Annotated in this window: 16 protein-coding genes; 13 read left to right on the top strand and 3 right to left on the bottom strand. The window is 35.3% G+C overall.

What is annotated here, in order from left to right; genetic code table 11:
* Positions 1-357: 357 nt before the first annotated feature.
* From NBX25_RS20490 to NBX25_RS20480, 3 genes are read left to right on the top strand one after another with little or no spacing between them, the layout of a single operon-like run.
* A complete protein-coding gene (locus NBX25_RS20490; RefSeq protein WP_250255237.1) occupies positions 358-2,892 on the top strand; it encodes a DUF6493 family protein in 2,535 nt (844 codons plus the stop codon).
* Positions 2,873-5,569 (top strand): DUF6493 family protein, encoded by a 2,697-nt coding sequence (locus NBX25_RS20485; protein ID WP_123908911.1) that lies wholly within the window; start codon positions 2,873-2,875, stop codon positions 5,567-5,569. The genes NBX25_RS20490 and NBX25_RS20485 overlap by 20 nt, the downstream gene beginning before the upstream one ends.
* 3 nt (positions 5,570-5,572) lie before the next feature.
* The gene (locus NBX25_RS20480) at positions 5,573-6,919 is read left to right on the top strand and encodes an SWIM zinc finger family protein (protein WP_250255236.1); all 1,347 of its coding nucleotides are present in this window, start codon (positions 5,573-5,575) and stop codon (positions 6,917-6,919) included.
* 91 nt (positions 6,920-7,010) lie between these two features.
* On the opposite strand, the gene NBX25_RS20475 is transcribed toward NBX25_RS20480, so the two are convergent.
* Positions 7,011-7,463, bottom strand: coding sequence for a VOC family protein (locus tag NBX25_RS20475; RefSeq protein WP_250255235.1), 453 nt, complete (start codon positions 7,461-7,463; stop codon positions 7,011-7,013).
* Between the two features lie 432 nt (positions 7,464-7,895).
* On the opposite strand from NBX25_RS20475, the gene NBX25_RS20470 reads away from it, so the two are divergent.
* Together NBX25_RS20470 and NBX25_RS20465 are read left to right on the top strand one after the other, a co-directional pair.
* Entirely contained in the window at positions 7,896-9,413 is a 1,518-nt protein-coding gene (locus tag NBX25_RS20470) for a TROVE domain-containing protein (protein ID WP_250255234.1), read from the top strand.
* Positions 9,414-9,624: 211 nt separating this feature from the next.
* Positions 9,625-10,287 carry a hypothetical protein gene (locus tag NBX25_RS20465; RefSeq protein WP_250255233.1) on the top strand — a complete coding sequence of 221 codons (663 nt, stop codon included), beginning with the start codon at positions 9,625-9,627 and terminating at the stop codon, positions 10,285-10,287.
* Between the two features lie 712 nt (positions 10,288-10,999).
* Here NBX25_RS20465 and NBX25_RS20460 read toward each other — a convergent pair.
* Together NBX25_RS20460 and NBX25_RS20455 are read right to left on the bottom strand one after the other, a co-directional pair.
* Entirely contained in the window at positions 11,000-11,317 is a 318-nt protein-coding gene (locus tag NBX25_RS20460; RefSeq protein WP_228412876.1) for a helix-turn-helix domain-containing protein, read from the bottom strand.
* A 44-nt stretch (positions 11,318-11,361) separates the two neighbouring features.
* Positions 11,362-11,787, bottom strand: a complete 426-nt coding sequence (locus NBX25_RS20455; RefSeq protein WP_123908905.1) for a transposase — start codon at positions 11,785-11,787, stop codon at positions 11,362-11,364.
* 603 nt (positions 11,788-12,390) lie between these two features.
* Between NBX25_RS20455 and NBX25_RS20450 the strand changes: the two genes are divergently transcribed.
* From NBX25_RS20450 to NBX25_RS20415, 8 genes are all read left to right on the top strand, one after another.
* Complete coding sequence (locus NBX25_RS20450) at positions 12,391-13,929, top strand: SulP family inorganic anion transporter (RefSeq protein ID WP_250255232.1); 1,539 nt, start codon at positions 12,391-12,393, stop codon at positions 13,927-13,929.
* Between the two features lie 299 nt (positions 13,930-14,228).
* A complete protein-coding gene (locus NBX25_RS20445) occupies positions 14,229-14,900 on the top strand; it encodes an HAD family hydrolase (protein WP_250255231.1) in 672 nt (223 codons plus the stop codon).
* Positions 14,901-14,908: 8 nt separating this feature from the next.
* Positions 14,909-15,733 (top strand): phosphoribosyltransferase family protein, encoded by an 825-nt coding sequence (locus NBX25_RS20440; protein WP_123908902.1) that lies wholly within the window; start codon positions 14,909-14,911, stop codon positions 15,731-15,733.
* Positions 15,723-16,280 carry a TerD family protein gene (locus NBX25_RS20435; RefSeq protein ID WP_123859125.1) on the top strand — a complete coding sequence of 186 codons (558 nt, stop codon included), beginning with the start codon at positions 15,723-15,725 and terminating at the stop codon, positions 16,278-16,280. The genes NBX25_RS20440 and NBX25_RS20435 overlap by 11 nt, the downstream gene beginning before the upstream one ends.
* A 2-nt stretch (positions 16,281-16,282) precedes the next feature.
* On the top strand, positions 16,283-17,458 hold the full coding sequence (locus NBX25_RS20430) for a toxic anion resistance protein (protein ID WP_185145894.1): 1,176 nt from the start codon (positions 16,283-16,285) through the stop codon (positions 17,456-17,458).
* Between the two features lie 16 nt (positions 17,459-17,474).
* Positions 17,475-18,422, top strand: a complete 948-nt coding sequence (locus tag NBX25_RS20425) for a hypothetical protein (RefSeq protein ID WP_123859126.1) — start codon at positions 17,475-17,477, stop codon at positions 18,420-18,422.
* 74 nt (positions 18,423-18,496) lie between these two features.
* Complete coding sequence (locus NBX25_RS20420) at positions 18,497-19,105, top strand: TerD family protein (protein ID WP_123908900.1); 609 nt, start codon at positions 18,497-18,499, stop codon at positions 19,103-19,105.
* Positions 19,106-19,189: 84 nt separating this feature from the next.
* The gene (locus NBX25_RS20415) at positions 19,190-20,233 is read left to right on the top strand and encodes a TerC/Alx family metal homeostasis membrane protein (RefSeq protein ID WP_123859128.1); all 1,044 of its coding nucleotides are present in this window, start codon (positions 19,190-19,192) and stop codon (positions 20,231-20,233) included.
* Positions 20,234-20,323: the final 90 nt, after the last annotated feature.

The following is a 20,323-nucleotide window of genomic DNA, read 5'->3' as shown; positions in this document are numbered from 1 at the left end:
TAAATATTAATGAATTATAAAACCTTTTTATAAAATAAATGTTTTGAATTATACTTTTTGTTTTAACTAGGATAAAAACCGGGTAAGAAATTTTAAAAAATAAAACATGCAATGATGTAAATGTTAAGTCAATTATCATTTGATGATTAAATTAACTTCTGTTTGTATTTAAAGTCCGTATCAAAAAAATAGATTGCCATTAAATTTAAATCTTTAAATAGGGAATGAACATATATCATAAAAGTGTTTAATATAAGTGCTTTATTAACTTAAAGTTTTGTTAAAAAATTCACTTTTTAGGGATAATTTACTGCCTGTCAGTCATTTTTTTTTATTTTAGCCGCCAAGAATGAATTTATGCTTATTGATCAGGAGTTTAAGGCGATATATTTGAACTATAAAATCAAGGAAATCATTCCTTTTCTAAAGAAGCTTACACCCAAAGATAAAAAAGAAGTTGCTGCCATTTTAAAGAAGCACATCAATAAAGAATGGGGGCATAATACAATATCTGTGTTGGCTGCTTTGGCATGCTGTAAAACGAAGGAGGAATATGAAAAGATGAGACCAGGTTTTTATTCCATTCCGATAGAGTTGGTTGATGAACTTTTTGAAACCTATATTCCTGATTGGATTGGAGAAAGTCATTTATTTCTTGATGGATTCGATTATCTGAAAATATTGGAATGGAAGCGTAAAGGCTACCTTACCCTTCAGGATGAAATTTGGGCGTCATTGCTTTCCTCATCATCCAGAACAGAAGAAATATTGTTTACAGATCCGGTAACACTGGACTCCCATATCTGGCTTTTGTTTGAATATGAATGCAGTATCACCTCCGTTTATCGTGACAGAAGTTGGAAAGATGTATTTAAAATCCTTGTTCAGGAAAAGAAAATAGACCGCTTCAGAGTACTTAGAGCAAGCCTTTCTGCTATCAATTTCAATTTTTCAAAAGAACATAATGCTTGGTTCCTTGAGCTTTTTGCATATCTGGAACCTACTCACAAAGAAACTCTGGAATTACAGGGCGAGCTGTATATGATCTTTCATTCCACACAACATTCGCTGTTTCCGGGAGTTTTAAAAATTATCAATCCCGTAATTGCAGAAAAAGATTTTAAAATAGAAGATTTTTTACAGGCTACAGCATCTTTAATGACCCTTCCAACCAAGAATATTGTCAATGCACTGCTTCAGGCTCTGGAAAAAATAGCGAAAGAGAATAATAAATACCATGAAGCAGTAAGTCTGTTTCTCATACCTGTTTTTCTGAATAAAGACAAAGCACTTCAAACCAAAGGAGCAAAGATCATTGTTAAGTATGGAGATCCGAAATCAGAAAAGATAAGAAGAGAACTGGCATTTTATACTGGATCTCTTCTTTCTGATGCTCAAACTTTACTGCAGAAATTTCTTGTAGAAAATAAAGTCATTGAAATTAAAGAAGAACAAAATTATGAAGCAGCTTCATGGCATGTATCACAGCCTATTCCTCCTATAGGGTCCATAGACGATTTTATTTTTCTGGCTTCTCAGATTTTCAATAATAATGAAACGTATCACATTGATCTATTTTTGGATGCATTGATAAGATTCAATGGTGATTTTGATGAAGAGCATTTTAACCAGCTTGAGCCTGCCTTTAATGCTGCCTTCAAAAGGAAAGATACGATAGGGTTTCAACATCTGCTGGCTACCTTTCTTATTAATTACGGCCTGCTAAAGCAAAAAAATAAATCAAAGATATTATCAGATGCTAATTTAGGATTTCCAACATTCGAAAACTGGAACGAAAAAAGAACACCTTTTATTTTTAAAGCCTATCATCAGCTTTTGTTAGGAATTTTTGAGTTTTTAAAAGAACATAAACAACTTCCATTACTTTCAGTTCCTGAGCTTACGCCTTGCTGGATTACTCTTAATACCCTTGTGGATAAATTAAAAATTTATCAGCAGCAAGGTGAAAAACCTATTGCTTTTGATCTGGAAATTGCCCTGCTCAGAGTAGAAAATCAGAATCTGAAAAAAGGAGAAAAGTACGCCAAAGAACAGCTTAATGAAGAATATTTTGATCTTCTTAAGCCGATTTTTGAGAAAAACTATTTTTCAGAACGTTATAAAAAAGAATTTCTTGATGGAAGTTTCGACTGGAAACTTGGATACAAAAAAATATATAAATGGAATACTACCGAAGAAGTTCCAGAGTCATTAATCGCTATTGATAATAACAAGGAATTGCCGGAAAATGCTTCATTCCTGGATTATCTTTTCAATTCTTATCATACGATCTACCAGGATGATCTGATTCGAACTTTATATACTGTACCTTATTTTTCAGGGTCTTTAGCTGCAAGAAAATATAATGGCGATTTATCCTGTTCTACTTATCAGTACGATATAAAAGGGAATATAGAATTTTTGGATTCGTGGATGAAACTGAATCTTCCTTTTCAGTCTGTGCATTATTTAATCCTGTCTGCAGGGTTATTTCATAAAGATAAAACATTCTCTGGTATAGCTTTTGAAGTGCTTATTAATAGGGCTGTTTCAGAAGATTTTAATATGCTGGAGCTGGGAATTGTAATCGGTAAAAAGATCAATTTTGAATGGGCTCCCGTAAAAAGATTTACAGATGGATTGTCCGGATTTATTAATCTGAGTACCAGTCATAACCAAGCCTTTGAAAAACTGCTGATATCCATTCTTTCAGCAGTTGAAAAACCGGTTTTTAATCTTAAAAAGCTGTTAGAGCTTTATTATGAATTACTGAATCAAAACAGAACCAAGGTAGATGAAACAGTTGCTGAAGTTCTTAAAGAATGGGAAAACGAGAATAACCTGAAAAAAATTATACATCAAATTAAAACACATGAAAGAAAGACTTTATGAGATCCTTAATGAGGAAAAAATACATGAGATTGTCCCTTTTTTGAAACAGCTTACTGTAGAAGAAAAGCAGACATTAGTACCTACGATAAAAAAAATGGATCGTGAGATCAATAAGATCATCATGACCAAAAATTCTTACCATACAGCAGGCTCTGTGAATCAGCATTCTATTATTGATATTGCATCATTTGTCTGTATGGATCAAAAGAGTTTTGGTAAAAATTACTGGAGTCTTTTCCGTAATATAGAACAGACAGAACAGATACTGGAATGGGGATGCCCCGACTGGTTTTCTGACTTTATCAACGATTCTATTGATGCGGAGTTTACTGCTTTTAATTATCAGCATCTTTTAGGATGGACAGAAAAAGGCTATATCCAGCCAAAACCGGAATTACTGGGACATCATCTGAGTAATTATCCTGCTAACCTTGACCAGCACCCTGAAACACTCAGTACTCATTTTTGGTACTTGTGTGAATATCCATCCAAATCATTACCCTTCCAGAAAGAATGGTTTCCATTAGTACAAAAGCTTGTCACAGAGCAAAAAATTGAAAGAAAAAGATTTTTAAGAGAATGCCTTCTGGCTGCCAACAGAAATTTTAATAAGAATGTGACAGGATGGTTTATGGATGCTTTTACTGCTTTAAAACCTACAGAAGAGGAGTTAATAGGACTTCAGGATGAATTATTGGCCGGGTTAACATCTGCACAGTCAAAAGCAGTAAATACCATTCTTATCCATTTGAAGAAAATGGTAGGAAGTCCCGCCTTTAAACATGAAGAATTTGCCCATTACCTTCCTAATCTGCTGAGCTTAGAAGTTAAAACAGTCGTGATCGGCAGTCTTGCTTTAACAGAAAAAATCTTTCAACATAAGAAAATTGATCCGGAAATATTAGGACTAGCTCTAACTTCTGCATTTGTAAGCAAAGATGATGGAATACAGTCAAAAGCAGCCAAAATTATCCTGAAATACATTCCGCCATCCAAAACGGTAAAGGAATCTATTTCCCATTATTCAGACAATATACTGACAAATGTACGTTCTCTTTTAGAAACTTATATAGAAGAGAAACCACAGGAATTGGAAGCTATCGTTTCGGAAAAAATATACCTCACTACCGAAGATAATAAAGTTAAAGTACTTGAAAGCTTTGAAGATTTGATGTTCTTTCTGCCTTTGGCTATAGAAGATCCATACAGTCATCACTGTGATACTGCTTTGTCCGGATTTGCCCGTTTTGCCAATGATGTAAATGAAGAATCTGTGAAACTGATAGAGCCGGTATTCCTGAAAGCCTGTAAAACCATTGCAAAATGGGAAGTTCCATATCTGAATGTCCTGTTGTGTAATCTCATTATTAATTATGGATTGAATTTATTGGAAAAGTATCCGGTACAACTTAAAAATCTGGACAAGATATATGAAAAGACCAGTAATGAGGAAACTGCAAGGGAAACCTATTCAAACTATCAAAAAAAATTAGGTCCCATAACGAAAGTGGGAGCAGGAAGCCCTGTGATGAAAGCTTTTAAAGAGCTTGCAATATATACTTATGAAAAAATAAAAGCAGGAGATAGTGTTCCTTTGCTTTTTGCTATTACTCATGCTCCTTGCTGGATTTCTCCCGTCACTTTAGTAGAAAGACTGGAAATATATCAGAAGAAAAATATTGAGCCCCATCACCTTGATATGCAGCTGGCTTTACAGAGATGCGCTCTGGATAACACATCGGAAGCATTACAATTGGCTGAAAAAAGACTAGAAGGTGAGTACAAAGATTTATTACTTTTCTTCTTTGGTAAAAATGCTGAGCCCAAAGGAAAAATTGAACATCCTGCATGGTGGATGACTGCAGGAATTACGCGCTCTCCGGAAACTGTTTTCAAAGAATTCAGTGGTTTTGGGTATGATACGATTCCGGCGGAATTCTTTTCAGGAGTTTATCAATGGAAAACTATTGACAGTAAGAAGAATTCATACTATCCGGCTGAGCTGAATATTATGATTCCAAAATATCATTTTGAAAAAAGAAAAGATCCGCTGCTCCTGGAATATTTTATTGCTGAACCAAGAGAACTTTCAGAAACCATCGGTATGATGTGGTGCTTTCCGAATACCTTGGGAAATGCTTTGGCAAAAGTGATTAAAAGCTGTCTTTTCTATTCCGGTATTGCTGAAGTTTATGAAAGAAGCATGGTCTTGAATACAGCACAGGCCCTTTACCAGGTTAAAAAACCTTTGGATGAAATGGGCTATCTGTTTTTGGGAACTATTTTCCTGGATGGAGATAAAACGATCCGTGGAACGGCTGCTGAAATCTGGCTGGAACAGGTTTCTCATAAGATGATAGATAATGCCCGATTAGGAAAAGTGATCGGTACCCATGAAAAACTGGAGTGGGCTCCTATAAAGAGATTTACAGATCTTATCCAACATCAGATGCTGAATGTGAGTAAAAATCATAATATTGCACTGGAAGAATTAATTTCCAGCATCCTGCTTCAGATGGATAAACCTGTTACCAATCTGAAGAAATTGTTGGAGGTGTATCATGAAGTATTGGCTTTAAACCAGTCGGAAGCCGATAAAAAAGTAATTGAAAAACTTAGCGACTGGAAAGAAAACTCGAGCCTGAAGAAAATCTGCAATCATCTTCTAAAAAAATAAATTATGGAAGATATGCTTACTTATAACTATTCAAGGTCATCCTCATTCGTAAAGAAAGATGCTCTTGAAGAACTGTTTCTTGCCCAATACAGCGAGATCCAGAAAAAGACTGATGTTCCCTGTTTCTTCTGGGGAAATGTAGGTCAGCCTTTTATATTAGCCCGTTGTCTGATTACACTTTCCAATATTGTAAAATCAAGTTTCAGTTTGTCACCATTTCAGATGGCACTTTTGAAAGACCCTATTGTGACTGCTGGAAATGAGAGGCTTCGTTTTGAGGGCTTTTCTCACTGTGCCGGAGTATATGCCCGTGTAGATGTTCTCCCTGATGGATTGGATGGAGAGTTTCTGGAAAACGGAACAACCAATGTAGACTTTAATCAACCTATGATAACTGCTTTGGGAAGTATTCGACCTAATGAAAAAGTCATGCTTTCCGTAGGGGAAAAAGAAGTAGGATTGTATAAGGAAGAGAAGAAAGTGGTAGAAAGAAAAGTCCCTTTACCGGTAAAATGGATCAAAGGTCTTGGGACCGTTCAGATTTACCTTTCCGAATCAGAAAAACAACATATTTTTAATAAGATTCAAACCCAGCAATTGTTTAGGGGAATGCCGAAAGGAGTGGTAAAGTCGGATTACTACCTTATTGTAAGAGGAAATAAACCTATGTTTTCTCCTGTGAAATCTGCTGATACTGTTTGTGTTGGAGGACTTCACAGGCTTCGTTTGCTGGAACCTTTGTTACCCTATATTGATTGTATGCAGGTCTTCTCACATCCCAATATGCAGTCTACAACCTGGCAGCTTTATATGGGGAATATAAGATTCAGTTTTTCCTTATCAAGAGAAAGCTGGCGTGGGTTTTCCGGAGAAGGGGCGGTATTGAACAGCCTGGCTGCTGAGGTTTCGGATGAATGGATTGATGCATTGGATAAATATGCTTATGCCAACCAGTCGTTCAGCGCAACCGTTTTGGCGCTGGAACAGAATCTTAGCTTGAGTACAACCGAAAACCTGACAGGAAGATTAGCCGCAATGGGATTATTAGGATATGACCTGGATGAAAATGAGTTTTTCTACCGTAGATTACCTTTTAAACTGAACCGTATTTTAGGACTGAATCCCCGCATGAAAAATGCTGAAAAGCTGATTGAAGATGGAAAAGTAGAGATTTTAAATAACACTAAAGAAAGAACAGAAGCCAGGGTAGAAGGTACAGGAGTACATCATACCGTAATTCTTGAAGAAGATAAAGAACGTTGTACCTGTGAGTGGTTCAGTAAATATCAGGGCGAAAGAGGCCCTTGTAAACATGTCCTGGCAGTGAAGAAACTTGTTAACAGCCACTAAGAAATAATATTGAACATACTATAATGCTGATATTTTTACCACGAATGCGCGAATGAATAAAATATTCGTGCATTCGTGGCTATATAGATGATCAACTTTGTGTTTGCCCTATCCACTCTTCATAAGAAAGAACCCCCAATTCAGGTTTCCCGTCACCTTCAAGAATAGAAATAAACTCCAGCTGATTACCGTCCGGATCATTAAAATAGATAGCCAGCGCAGGCATCCATGCAAATACCATAGGTTCTATACTTCCGTTTTTCAGAAAATTATAGGGTTTTAAACTCTTGTTTTCTAAGAACTTTACAGAATAATTTAAGATATCTTCTTTTGTACTTGTAAATGCGAAATGTCTGGTCTGAAGATTTTCTTTCTGCTCCCACAATCCAAGCATAAATTCCTTCTCTTCCCCGATCCATAAAAATGCGATAGGCCTTGTTTCATCTCTGTGAGCCAATCTCAAACCTAATACTTCGGTATAAAACTGAATAGCACTTTCCAAATCACTTACCTGAACATGGGTTTCATATAATCCTTTAATCATAGCTTTAATTTTAATACGGACAAAGCTAGGAAACACATGCTGAAAAGCCTGATAATAACGATTTCTTTCATGAAAACGAATGATAGAAGGAAGTTATTGATGAGTAAGTAAAAAGTATTGCTATTAAACATCTATTATCCATACGGATATCAACATCAATAGAGTCGGGCTTTAGCCCGGCCAATAAAAAAAATAAATTCCATGGGTTTTAGCCAAAACCTAAGCATCAACACAAACCTAAAAGATTTGCATCATCAGCAAAATCTGTGAAAGCTTTAAAAATTTTTCTACCCATCAATTTGAAAAAAAACAAAAATTTTTCGAAAGAAATAATCTACGCAAAAAGACTGCGTAATACTGTTTTTACTTTGCATCAGAAATCAGAGAGGAAGCAATAGCCTTTCCAATGTTTACCAATAAAAACAGTAACTCATGAAATTTAACTTTCTAAAAAAAGAAAAAATAGTGGTAACCAACCACGAAGGTGCAAAAGCTTATGTGATGACACCTGCAGAAGAATTGTATAGTGCTGTGGTTACAACAGGGCTGTCAGATATTACTTATGAAAAAGGAAATGACAGACTAGAGAGAATACAATCTCTGATTCAGAAAAATGATCCTGAATTTGTAGCGAAACTGGCTGTTTATGCAAGAAAAGATATGCATTTGCGTTCCATTCCTTTGGTTTTGGCTACAGAATTGGCGAAGGAGGCTACGGGTACCGATTTGGTGAGCAGAACCGTAGAGGGTATTGTTCAGAGAGCTGATGAGATCACGGAAATGTTAGCGTATTATCAGCTTGCTAATGAAAGAACGGAAACCAAGAAATTGAACAGGTTATCCAAACAGGTTCAGAAAGGTCTGGCGAAATCCTTCAATAAATTTGATGAATATCAATTCGCCAAATACAATAGAAAAGGAGCCGTAACCTTGAAAGATGCCCTCTTTCTGGTTCACCCAAAAGCAAAAGATGAGAACCAGCAGACCATTTTCAACAAGATTGTATATGACATTCTGGATACTCCTTATACATGGGAAGTTGAACTTTCAGTATTGGGACAGAAAAAATTTACAGATGAGGTAGAAAGAAAACAGGCTTTCAAAAATAAATGGGAAGAACTGATCTTCAGTAATAAACTGGGATATATGGCCACCTTACGAAACCTGAGAAATATCCTTGAAGCCGGAGTATCTCCTGAAGCCATGAGTAAAGTGTGCAGTTATCTGTCAGATGAAAGAGCAGTGGGCAACTCAAAACAATTGCCTTTCCGTTTCCTGGCAGCATACAGAGAATTGAAAAAGGTAGATTCTCCTTATCTGTCTTCTGTTTGGAGTGCACTGGAAGAAGCTTTAGTAGCAAGTGCTCAAAATATCAAAGGTTTCGGTTTCAATACCTCGGTAGTGATTGCAGCGGATGTTTCTGGTTCTATGCAGAAATCAGTTTCTCCTAAGAGTAAAATTTTACTGTATGATATCGGTTTATTGATGTCTATGATTTTGCAGTCGAAGTGTCAAAATGTGACTACAGGAATCTTCGGTGATCGATGGTTGCGCGTTGCGATGCCAAAACAAGGTATTCTTAACAATGTAGAAGCCTTCTACAAACGAGAAGGTGAAGTAGGATATTCAACCAATGGTTATCTGGTTATCGAAGATCTGATCAAAAGAAAAGAAATCGTGGATAAAGTAATGCTGTTCACTGATACTCAAATGTGGGATAGCAGTGGAAGAGGAAACTCTTTTGAAGATACATGGAACAAGTATAAGACGATAGCTCCTGAGGCTAAACTTTATATTTTTGATTTGGCAGGATATGGAAGACCACCCATTGATGTCAAAAGAAATGATGTATACCTTATTGCAGGCTGGTCAGACAAGATTTTCGATGTATTGAATGCCTTGGAAGATCAAAAATCTGCTCTTGAAATGATTGAAAAAGTAGTGTTGTAAAAGGCACTGCTTTTCGTTGAAATGTAAGAAGGGAGTGCACTTTAGAAAAAATGAGTAATGATAAGTTTTATTATTAACAGGAGGATGTTATAAATCATTAGTATATTTAGGAGCTTATTCCCGCTTTCCGCTATATCTTTTTCGCCTTTCTTAGGTCAATTCAGAAAAAGGATGCCGCTGCAATCGGGGCTAGTAAATGAAGAGATAGATTATGATAGAGCTTATTAACACCATAGAAATTAATCCGTTAAAATATTCCAAAGAAGATTTTGAATTACTCCAAATTGCTGATTATCCTGACTCAGAAGAATTGTTTTTGAAATGGACAGAAACAGCTTCCCGGCTTACCTTCAATTTTAATGAAATTCAAAAAGGTTCCAATCTGGTCGATATTAAAACTATTGATGATGAAAGTTTACACATCATTGTAGCTGCAAAACTGAGTGAAGTAGAATTTGATGACCCTGATGAAAACGGTTTTGTCTTATCTTTTGATGGCGGAATCGTATTAAAAAAAGATGATGAGATTCTTATCCATCCAAGTTGTTGTGGCGATATTGAGAATGTAGAAAATTGGCAGAAAGTGGTAGATAATAGATCTTTCGGATGGGCAGAAATGTGGATTGGTCATCCCTGGGTTCTGTATAAAAGAGAAAACGGAGTCATTAGTTTTTCAGACTATACAGAAATCAATATTAATGAGGTGAAAAATGTAAAAGTAAGATTTGAAGTGGAAGAATCAGAATTTCAAACCGAGTTGGGAAAAGTGATTCAACATCAAGTTCGTTTTAAAAATAGAATTTTAAATATTTTGAAAAAAATGAAAATTAACCATGCTGAGAAAATTTCAAAACATATGTCCGGTATTGAATAAAAAAAATACTGCGTAAAAAAATGCGTACTTAGATGATAATTTTGCAATGTTAATATTACCGGTGTCGTAAAAAAGACTTACTTCGATTCCAAACTGACCGTGTCTTTTGTCAAATTACCCGGTAAAAACAAACCAATGCCGTTAGTAAGAGTTTCATCGTCAACTTCCAATTGAAACATTAATTACTCTTATGATTTGTTGCTTGGTTTTTATAAAAAAATGGACTGCGTAAAAAGAATGCGCAGTAACCCTATAAATTTGTAACCTAAACTAATAACCATGAATTGATAACTACCAGCAAGTGCCGTAAAACAGAATTACTTCGTAGGGTAACAGAGGTACAGGTGCAAGTCCTGTTCTGCGGAAGCAGATAGTGTAAAGAGAGTACGCTGTTAATATGAGTCTGTTTAACTGATTGCCTTGCTGTTTATCACTAGAAGAGTGCCGTAGAAAAGACTTACTTCGGTTTAATTTGGTTCGATTCCAGAACAGATTGTGAAAATGATCTGGAAGTCTTTTTATCTTTTTGCCTCTTTTTTCAAAAAAAAACAAGTGTCGTAGAATAGTGCTACTTCATTCATCACGACGGTGTCACGGGTTCGAATCCCGTCTCTTCCACTCCAAAACATAGGAAGAGTAGCTCAGCTGGTAGAGCACGACATCACTATTTGCCTGTTGCCTTGTTTTATGATAAAAAAGAGAAGCCGATAAGTTATTTATCGGCTTTTTTCATGGCATGATTCAGCTCTTCTTCAAACATCAGTTTCCATTTTGAGAGAGTCGTTCTGCTGATCTTATATTTTTTAGACATATAACTGGTAGAATGCCCATGCTTCTTTTGATATTCAAGAAGTTTAAGCATTGTTTTTTTGTCATAAGTCTTAAGTTTCTGATTGTTTTTCTGGCTTTCCCTGGAAGGCTTGAAAAGCCTGTCATTGAATTTCAATACATCTTCACTCGTGTCCAGTTTTCCGAGAAGCTCTTTTATTTTGGGATCCTTTAGCTTTTCAGGATATTCCATCTTAAGCATGTCCTGGTATATCTTTTTATAATTGGGACGCATCTTTTATCAGTTTATCCATTAATATCACTTTTCTGAAGCCATCTGTGAAGTGTACTTTTTGGAATAGAATACTCCTTAATCACCTCACTCTGGGTCATATCTCCTGAAAGAATTCTTTTCATAATGAATTCCTTAATTTCCTGAGTATAAATATTTTTTCTGAAATAAGGAATCTTGTCAGATTTTTGTTGATTTTTATTGGCAGCTGCCGGAGGAGCGTATAAAATTAAGTGCGAACTGTACAGTCTGAAAAAATCATATTCCAATAATTTGCTCCATCTAAGGAGAAGATCCGCGTCTATTGATTTGCTATTGTACATCCCTTCTATAGCATCTTCATCTCTGTCCAGGAATTTACATATCCTCTCCATTGTTATTTCATTTTCATCAACCCTCTCTTTAATAAACTTTCCAATATGGATCTCTTTATATAACATTTTTATTTAATATTATCTATTTATTAAACTTATGCATTAGAAAACATAAAATAGGTTATATATATTATAATGTATTACATGATGTAATGCACTTCGTTTCGAAATCAGAGGATAACGGATATCATTCAAAAAACTTTGAATCCTTTATAAAATCTTTGGAAATAGATCAGGACAGCTTAATCTTAAAAGGTATTTTACTTTTAGGTATATGCATTATTTCCAATGGGTAACCGCTCATCTTATTTTTCAAACTTCTTTTTTCTACCATTTGCGTAAATAATATATGACCTATTAAAGTTGTTTCATGCAATTTTATTTACGTTAAGCTTGTGTGTTGAAAGGTTGTATGTGTTGACAACCAGTTTTTTATGTTTAGAATATCTTGTTTAGTACCAAATAATCTGCTTAATTGCTTTCAAATTTAAACAAAAATTGAAAGCGAAGACACTTATAAACATAAAAAAGTATGTTTATGAAGAAATTTTAATTAAAATTAACATATTATTTGAACATATGTGTGAATTATTTGAAGAATAAAAAAATGAGTAAAATTTGAATACAAAAATTGTATACCCTTAAGCAAGTATATACCTTTGCACTTCAATGAAGAATACTATCAGCTTATTCGATTTTTCGAAAAAAATAAATTATAAAAATGAATTGCTGGCTGGCTTTACCGTAGCCATGACCATGATTCCTGAATCACTTTCATTTGCTATTCTGGCAGGACTTTCACCACTTACAGGATTGTATGCGGCATGTCTTATGGGAATCGTAACAGCTGTTTTGGGAGGCCGTCCGGGAATGGTTTCAGGAGGAGCAGGAGCCACGATTGTTGTTTTAATTGCCCTTATAAAATCCCATGGAATAGAATATCTTTTTGCTACTGTAGCTCTTGCCGGAATTCTTCAGATGCTTGTCGGAATCTTTAAACTGGGAAAATTTGTCAGGCTTATTCCACAGCCCGTTATGTATGGATTTCTGAACGGGTTGGCCATTATTATTTTTATGGCCCAGATTGAACAGTTTAAAATTACAGATACCAATGGAGTGGTAAACTGGCTTCAGGGAACACCTTTATACATCATGGGAGGTTTAACGGCACTCACCATTGCCGTTGTCTATTTCTTTCCTAAGATTACAAAAGCTGTTCCTGCATCGTTGGTAGCCATTATTGTTGTATTTGCTATAGTTCTTGGATTTAATATCTCAACGAAAACAGTAGCAGATATTGCCCATATCAGCGGAAGTCTTCCAAGTTTCCATATTCCACAAATTCCATTTTCTCTGGAAACGTTACAGATCATTTTTCCTTATGCATTAATTATGGCTGGGGTTGGTCTTATTGAATCATTGCTGACTTTATCTATGGTGGATGAGATTACCAATTCCAAGGGAAATGCCAATAAAGAATCCGTAGCGCAGGGATTAGCTAATATTACCAACGGATTTTTCGGTGGAATGGGAGGCTGTGCTATGGTTGCCCAGACATTAGTGAATCTTAATGCAGGATCCAGAGCACGACTGTCAGGAATTATCGCTTCCATCATGATCTTATTGATTATTCTATTTGGAGCACCTATCATTGAAAAAATTCCAATGGCAGCGTTAGTAGGTGTAATGATGATGGTGGCTATCAGTACTTTTCAATGGGTTTCTATCCGGATTGTAAATAAAATGCCGAAGTCAGATATATTGGTAGGAATTACAGTGGCTTTAATTACTGTAGTATTGCATAATCTTGCATTGGCGGTTTTAGTAGGAGTGATTATTGCGGCTTTAGTATTTGCCTGGGACAATGCCAAAAGAATCCGTGCAAGAAAATATACCGATGAGAATGGGATCAGGCATTATGAAATATTTGGTCCGTTGTTTTTCGGTTCAGTGACTGCATTTGCTGATAAGTTTGATCCGATGAATGATCCCGATGAAGTGGTAGTAGACTTTAAAGAAAGCCGTATTGTAGATATGAGTGCAATAGATGCTGTAGATAAATTGTCAAAACGCTACAAACAACAAGGGAAAACAGTATTCCTTCGCCATCTTAGTGAAGATTGCCGCAAAATGCTGAAAAATGCTGAAGCTGTAGTGGAAGTTAATATTCAGGAAGATCCGACTTATAAGGTAATGCCGGAAAAATAATAGGGATGTCATTGTGAGTTTTGTTTCGCAAGTGAATAGTGAATCCTGAAATAGTTGACAATTCAAGAAAGTAAATAAATATTCATAACCAGACAAGGACTGTAAGAAAAATCTACAGTCCTTATTTTTTATCCTTTCTTCATTAAAATCATAAAATATCTTAAAACAGAGAGGGAAAGTAATGCATTTCTGATAAAAATTTTATCTTTGGGAAGAATAGAAAATGAAACACTTTTTGATGATTAATAAATTTTAAATCTTTTTCAAGAAGCTAAATAAAACTTTTAACTTAAAACATATTGAAAACAGATATCGACATTCATAACCACTGTCATTTTTCCTTTGACCTGTGGCTCACCCTAATCAAATCTCATCCTGAATTTAAAACAAAAAGAGTTGAGCTGTTCTCCTCATTTTTTAATCTGGATGCACCGATTGAAGTGGTTGCAAGAACTGTAAAATATTACGATGATCTTTGCAATAACATTAATGAGGTTACAGGGGGGAATATAGACACTTTTGAGATCTATCTGATGATTTTGGGAGCTTTAAATAATGTAGATATAAAGCTTTTTGATAAGGAAAAGCTTAATGAGTTTTATCAAAAAAGTGAAGAATTGTTTTTAGAATATAAACCTGTTATCATTTTTGAAAATATTCATGATTTTTTTGATGAAATTAAAAATCAGGGAAAAACCATCAATATTCTGAGTAATACAGGATTTATCAAAGGAAAAACAATGAGAAAGTTTCTGATTCATGAAAATCTGGATCAGTATATTGATTTTCATATTTATTCTGATGAAATCAACTGTTCTAAACCGAACCCGCTTATTTTTCAGGAAGTAAAGAATAAGATTAAAAATCAGGATCTTCCATTAAGCCAGATTCTGCATATCGGAGACAATCCTGTTGCCGACTATAAAGGAGCAACTGACTTCGGGTTCAGCGCACATTTACTAAAACACTAACCATAAACATGAACACAAGATACAGCTTACACCACATTCATTCAGCGGATGAGTTCACTTTCTCACCCGCAGAATACAGCTATTTCAAGTATGGCGATAAGTCGTATGCTGAAAAATTTGCAAAAGAATTATTCGACGGATTTATTTCCGAAAATAAACACCTTTTAAATACAGATAAAGAAATTGTAGTGCTTCCAAGTCCTTATATGGCCATTCCTACAGCTTCCAATTTTTTATGCTTTTACTTTAAAAAACATTTGGACTATTATCTGTTTCAAAAGGAAAAAAAATCAAGTATTTTATCTAAAATCAACAGAAATCATACGTATATCACAGATTATGGGAACCTTAATTTCGAGGATCGTAAAAATCTGATAGCCAATGATACTTATTACATTGATAAAGATTTTTTAAGAGGAAAACTTTGTATTTTTATAGACGATATAAAAATTACAGGAAGTCACGAATATACTGTGAACAGAATCCTGAATGAATATGAGGTGGAGGCAGATTTCATGTTCCTGTATTATGCTGAACTAATGAATTTTGATCTCGATCCTAAAATTGAGAACTTTTTTAATTATTATGCAGTGAAAAATGTAAAACATGTTGCAGAAGTGATGAACAAGTCCAGTTTTCAGTTCAATACAAGGATTGTAAAATATATTTTAGGGTTAGATTCAAGTAATTTTGACTATCTTACGTCTAAAGTAAAAAAAGAGCAGATGGATCTCCTGGTAGAACTTGCTATCAGTAACAATTATCATTTAATAAAAGAATATAAAAATAACATCAATACTTTAACACAAACGGAATTATATTATGGCTATTAACTTACAAAAAGGACAAAGAGAAAATATTAACGCCCCTAAATTTACTGTAGGTTTAGGATGGGATCTCAATAATACTTCTACAGGAACAGCATTTGACCTTGACGCTTCTTTATTTTTGCTGGGAGATGATAAAAAACTAGTTTCAGATAATCACTTTATTTTCTATAACAACCTGGAATCTCCGGATAAAGCTGTAGTCCACACTGGAGATAATCTTACAGGAGAAGGTGCTGGTGATGATGAACAGATCAAGATTGATCTTACGAAAATTGATAATGCAGTAAAGGAAATTACGGTTGTAGTAACCATCCACGATGCAGATTCAAGAAGACAAAACTTTGGGCAGGTAAGAAATTCTTTCATCAGAATTTTCAATACAGATACGAATGAAGAAATCTTAAAATATGAATTGGACGAAGATTTCTCAATCGAAACAGCAGTAGAGTTCGGAAGAATCTACAACAGAAACGGAGAATGGAAATTTGAGGCAGTTGGAGCAGGACAGAGAGACGGCCTTGAAAAATTTGTATCAATTTATCAGAAGTAATTATGGACAATCAAGAAAATCAACCGATAGATCCACTAGGATCAATTGAACCTCTTAGAACATTTGAACCTACTCCAATGGTTCCTCCAACACCGGCTCAGCCTGTTCAAAATGCAGCGCCAGCAGTATTGGTAGACAGAGAAGGAAATGTAAATTTGACTCAGTTACAGTCAGAAGAACGCCAGAAATATGAAGTTTTAGCGAACTCTATTGATGAAGCTAATCCGGGATCTATTGTAAATTTCGGAGCTGAACTTCAAAAAACATTAACCAATCAGAGTGATAGTTTCTTAGGGAATGTAAGAAGATCTAACTCAGGAGAAGTTGGTGGATTGATCAATGACCTTTTGGTAGAGCTGAACTATGTAGATGTAGAGGAACTGAACGGAAATAAAGTAAAAAGTTTCCTAAGCAAGTTGCCATTCATGAAGAAGGTAATCACTCAGGTAGAAAATTTGTTTACAAAATATGACAAGATCATCAATAATATTGAGCAGATCTCTTATAAAGTAAATGCAGGAATCATCACTTCTACAAAGGATAATGCAGTGCTTCAGACTATTTTTGAAAGCAATGTAAACTCTATCAAGCAAATTGAGGACCTTGTGATTGCAGGAAATATCAGAATGGAAAGAGCTGCTGTAGAATTAGCTCAGATGGAGGCAAGCCCTGAGAGTTTCCAGGATTATCAGATTGCCGATAAGAGAGACTTTATTGCAAGATTAGACCGCAGAATGGCTGATCTTAAGGTGGTACGTGTAATTATGATGCAGTCACTTCCACAGATCAGACTGGTTCAGAATAACAACGTTTCTATTGCAGAAAAAGCGCAGACTATTCTTACCACTACACTTCCTGTATGGAAAAACCAGCTTTCACTTGCCGTTGCGATGTACAGACAGCAGCAGAATATTGAAATCCAGCAGAAAGTATCTTCTACTACAGAAGAGATTTTAAGAAAGAATGCAGAGCGTCTTGGTCAGAACTCAATTAACGTGGCAAGAGCCAATGAACAAACTATTGTCTCTGTAGAAACATTGAAAGAAACAACTTCAATGCTGATCAACACATTAAATGAAGTGAAACAGATTCAGAAACAGGGAGCTGATAACAGAAGAAAACTGGATCAGGATCTTCAGACATTAGAGCACGAATTAAAAGCGAATGTCAGAGGTTAATTTATAGGGTACTACGGTGGGGGAAGATGCAGCAACCATATTGTCACAGAGCAAAAGAAGGTTAACAAGACTTAAACTTCTGGCTAATTTTTTTGAACATATTGATATAATATCCATTTACATCAAAACCGATATTATCCACAATCTGTTCCAGGAAAATACGGCCCTTGATTACAATAAACTTGAGCTTTTCCACTTACAGTATACCGACAGTCTCATTGAGCTTTTGACCAAAATAAAAAGGCAAAAGGAAAATGATATGCTGGCGGTCCTTAATGAAATTGACATCAACAAAAAATATATTTCAGGTTTTGAAGAAAGACAGGCAGATAGTTTTCAGACCGATAGGAAAATGTACAGCGGTATATTTTCACAACATATGAAAGCTCTGTATAAAGACCTTACGGAAGATATCTTTACAGCCAATTGGGAGAATGTTCTCTACTTTCATAAAAAATATGCAAAGGAATTTTACAGGTTAGAGGCAGATGAATCTCTGCTGAAAGCCGAATCTTTTCCGGCTTATCAGTATAAAGATTATTCTATTGAAAGAAAACTGTTGGGAAGGTTGAACATACAAGGATTTAAAGTCCGTTTTGTCTGTGGCTATGTGATCGGAACTCATGAATATGAACTTTTCAAGATCTTTCAGTCTGATGATTATTTTATTTTCAGTGTAGATGATAAAAAGCTTTATCTTTTCGATAAGGATTTGGATAAGCTTGACACTTCTGAAAACCAGTCTAATCAGAGTACCATTATAGATCAGCTTAAGAATAAAAACGAACAGCTGGAAAATACAATGAATGAAAGAAAACGCAATTTACCTCCAGAGGTAGAAGGAGTCTTGAAAGATTATATCAAAAATTTAGAAAATATAGACATTATGAGCAAGATATTTGATTTCGATGAAGAAACAAATATTCTGCGGGCGATGCTTAATCTAAACCTGAATAATCAATAATACGAAATTTGAAACAAGCGGTTAAGCGTATTGGCTTTTCGCAAAAAATGTAAATAACAACTAAACATAAAAAGATGGCTATCAACTTACAAAAAGGTCAGAGAATCAACCTTAAAAAAGAAAACGGAGCTGAACTTTCCCAGGCTTGTGTAGGAATCAACTGGGGAGCAATTGAAAAAAAAGGATTTTTCGGAACTAAAAAAGAGGCAGTAGACTTAGACGGAAGCTGTATTTTATATGATTCCAATAAAAATGTAACGGAAGTGATCTATTTCGGAAACCTGAAATCTAAAAATGGATCTGTAAGACACAGTGGAGACGACCTTACTGGTGACGTAGATGGAGACGACGGTTTAGATAACGAAGTAATTACTGTTGATTTCAATAACCTTGATTCTAATGTAGATCACGTAGCAATGGTATTGAACAGCTACAGAGGCCAGGATTTTGGAACTATTCCTTTTGCTTCTATCCGTATTTATGAAGGAACTCCAACGAACGTAAAGGAGGTTTTTGCTAAATATGATATTGCGAATGATGCTTCTTTCAAAGGACATGTTGCTATGGTAATGGGTGTTTTCTACAGAAGAAATGGAGAGTGGAAATTCAATGCGATTGGAGATCCTACAGCAGACAGAAAACTGGAGCAGACGATCCAAACCGTACAGATGAATTATTTATAATCGTTTATACATAAAAGTGAAATAAAATAGCAATATTTGTACTCTGTACATCTATTGCTTTTATCATATAATAACATAACTCAAGTGGAACATCAAAGTATTTTAGATCTGCACCCTGGCTTGGTGTGGGGATTTGCGGTAACAGTCGTTATCATGTTACTCCTGGATTTAGGAGTTTTCAACAAAAAAAGCCATGAAGTTTCTTCCAAAGAAGCTACCATCTGGTCTATTGTATGGATCTCACTGTCTATGATATTCTCGGGCGTTGTGTATTGGGTTTTCAATACAGACGGTACCCCTGAAAGTCATGCCCTGGCAGTAGAAAAGTTTACCCAGTATCAGGCGGCTTATTGGATTGAAAAAGCCCTTTCTGTAGATAACTTATTCGTATTTATCCTTGTTTTCGGATTCTTTAAAGTTCCGAAATTCCTTCACCATAAAGTACTTTTCTGGGGAATTATCGGAGCATTGATCTTCAGAGCGATATTTATCTTTGCGGGAGTTGGGCTGATTAACCTTACATATCTTCCTGAAATGAACATTTTCGGAGAAGCAGTAAAAATTAATGTTGTAATGACCTTATTCGGTTTATTCCTTGTATATGCGGGAATCAAATCATGGGGTGACGGAGGAGATGACGATGATGAAGACTACAGTAATACAGCAGGGGCAAGACTAATCAAAAGCTTTTGGAAAGTTTCTGATAATTATGATGGGGATAAGTTCTTCACGATTCAGAATGGGATTAAAATGGCTACACCACTATTAGTGGTTGTAGGTGTAATTGAATTTACGGACGTTCTTTTCGCAGTAGATTCCATTCCGGCGATCTTTGCCATTTCAAATGACCCGTTTATCCTGTACACATCAAATATCTTTGCTATTTTAGGTCTTAGATCACTATATTTCCTATTGGCCAACTTTATCCACATGTTCAGCAAGCTTCCGTACGGATTGGCAATTATTCTTTCATTCATCGGAGTTAAGATGCTTATTGCACCATGGATTCATATCCCTTCCCCAATTTCATTAGGAATTGTAGGTGGAGTATTGGTGATCTCTGTTCTTCTATCTGTTATCTTCCCTGAGAAAGAGGAGGATAAAAAAGAAGAATTAGAAAAAAAATAATATGCAAAAAAATATATAAGAAACCTCTGGAATTAAATTCCGGAGGTTTTTTTTATTGGAAAATACAAGATGTAAAGATATTCTTGATGA

The sequence above is a fragment of the Chryseobacterium sp. Marseille-Q3244 genome (assembly GCF_940807095.1).
GTDB lineage: Bacteria > Bacteroidota > Bacteroidia > Flavobacteriales > Weeksellaceae > Chryseobacterium.
Note: the sequence above shows the minus strand (reverse complement) of the source record. Positions and strands in the feature narration are given on the sequence as shown.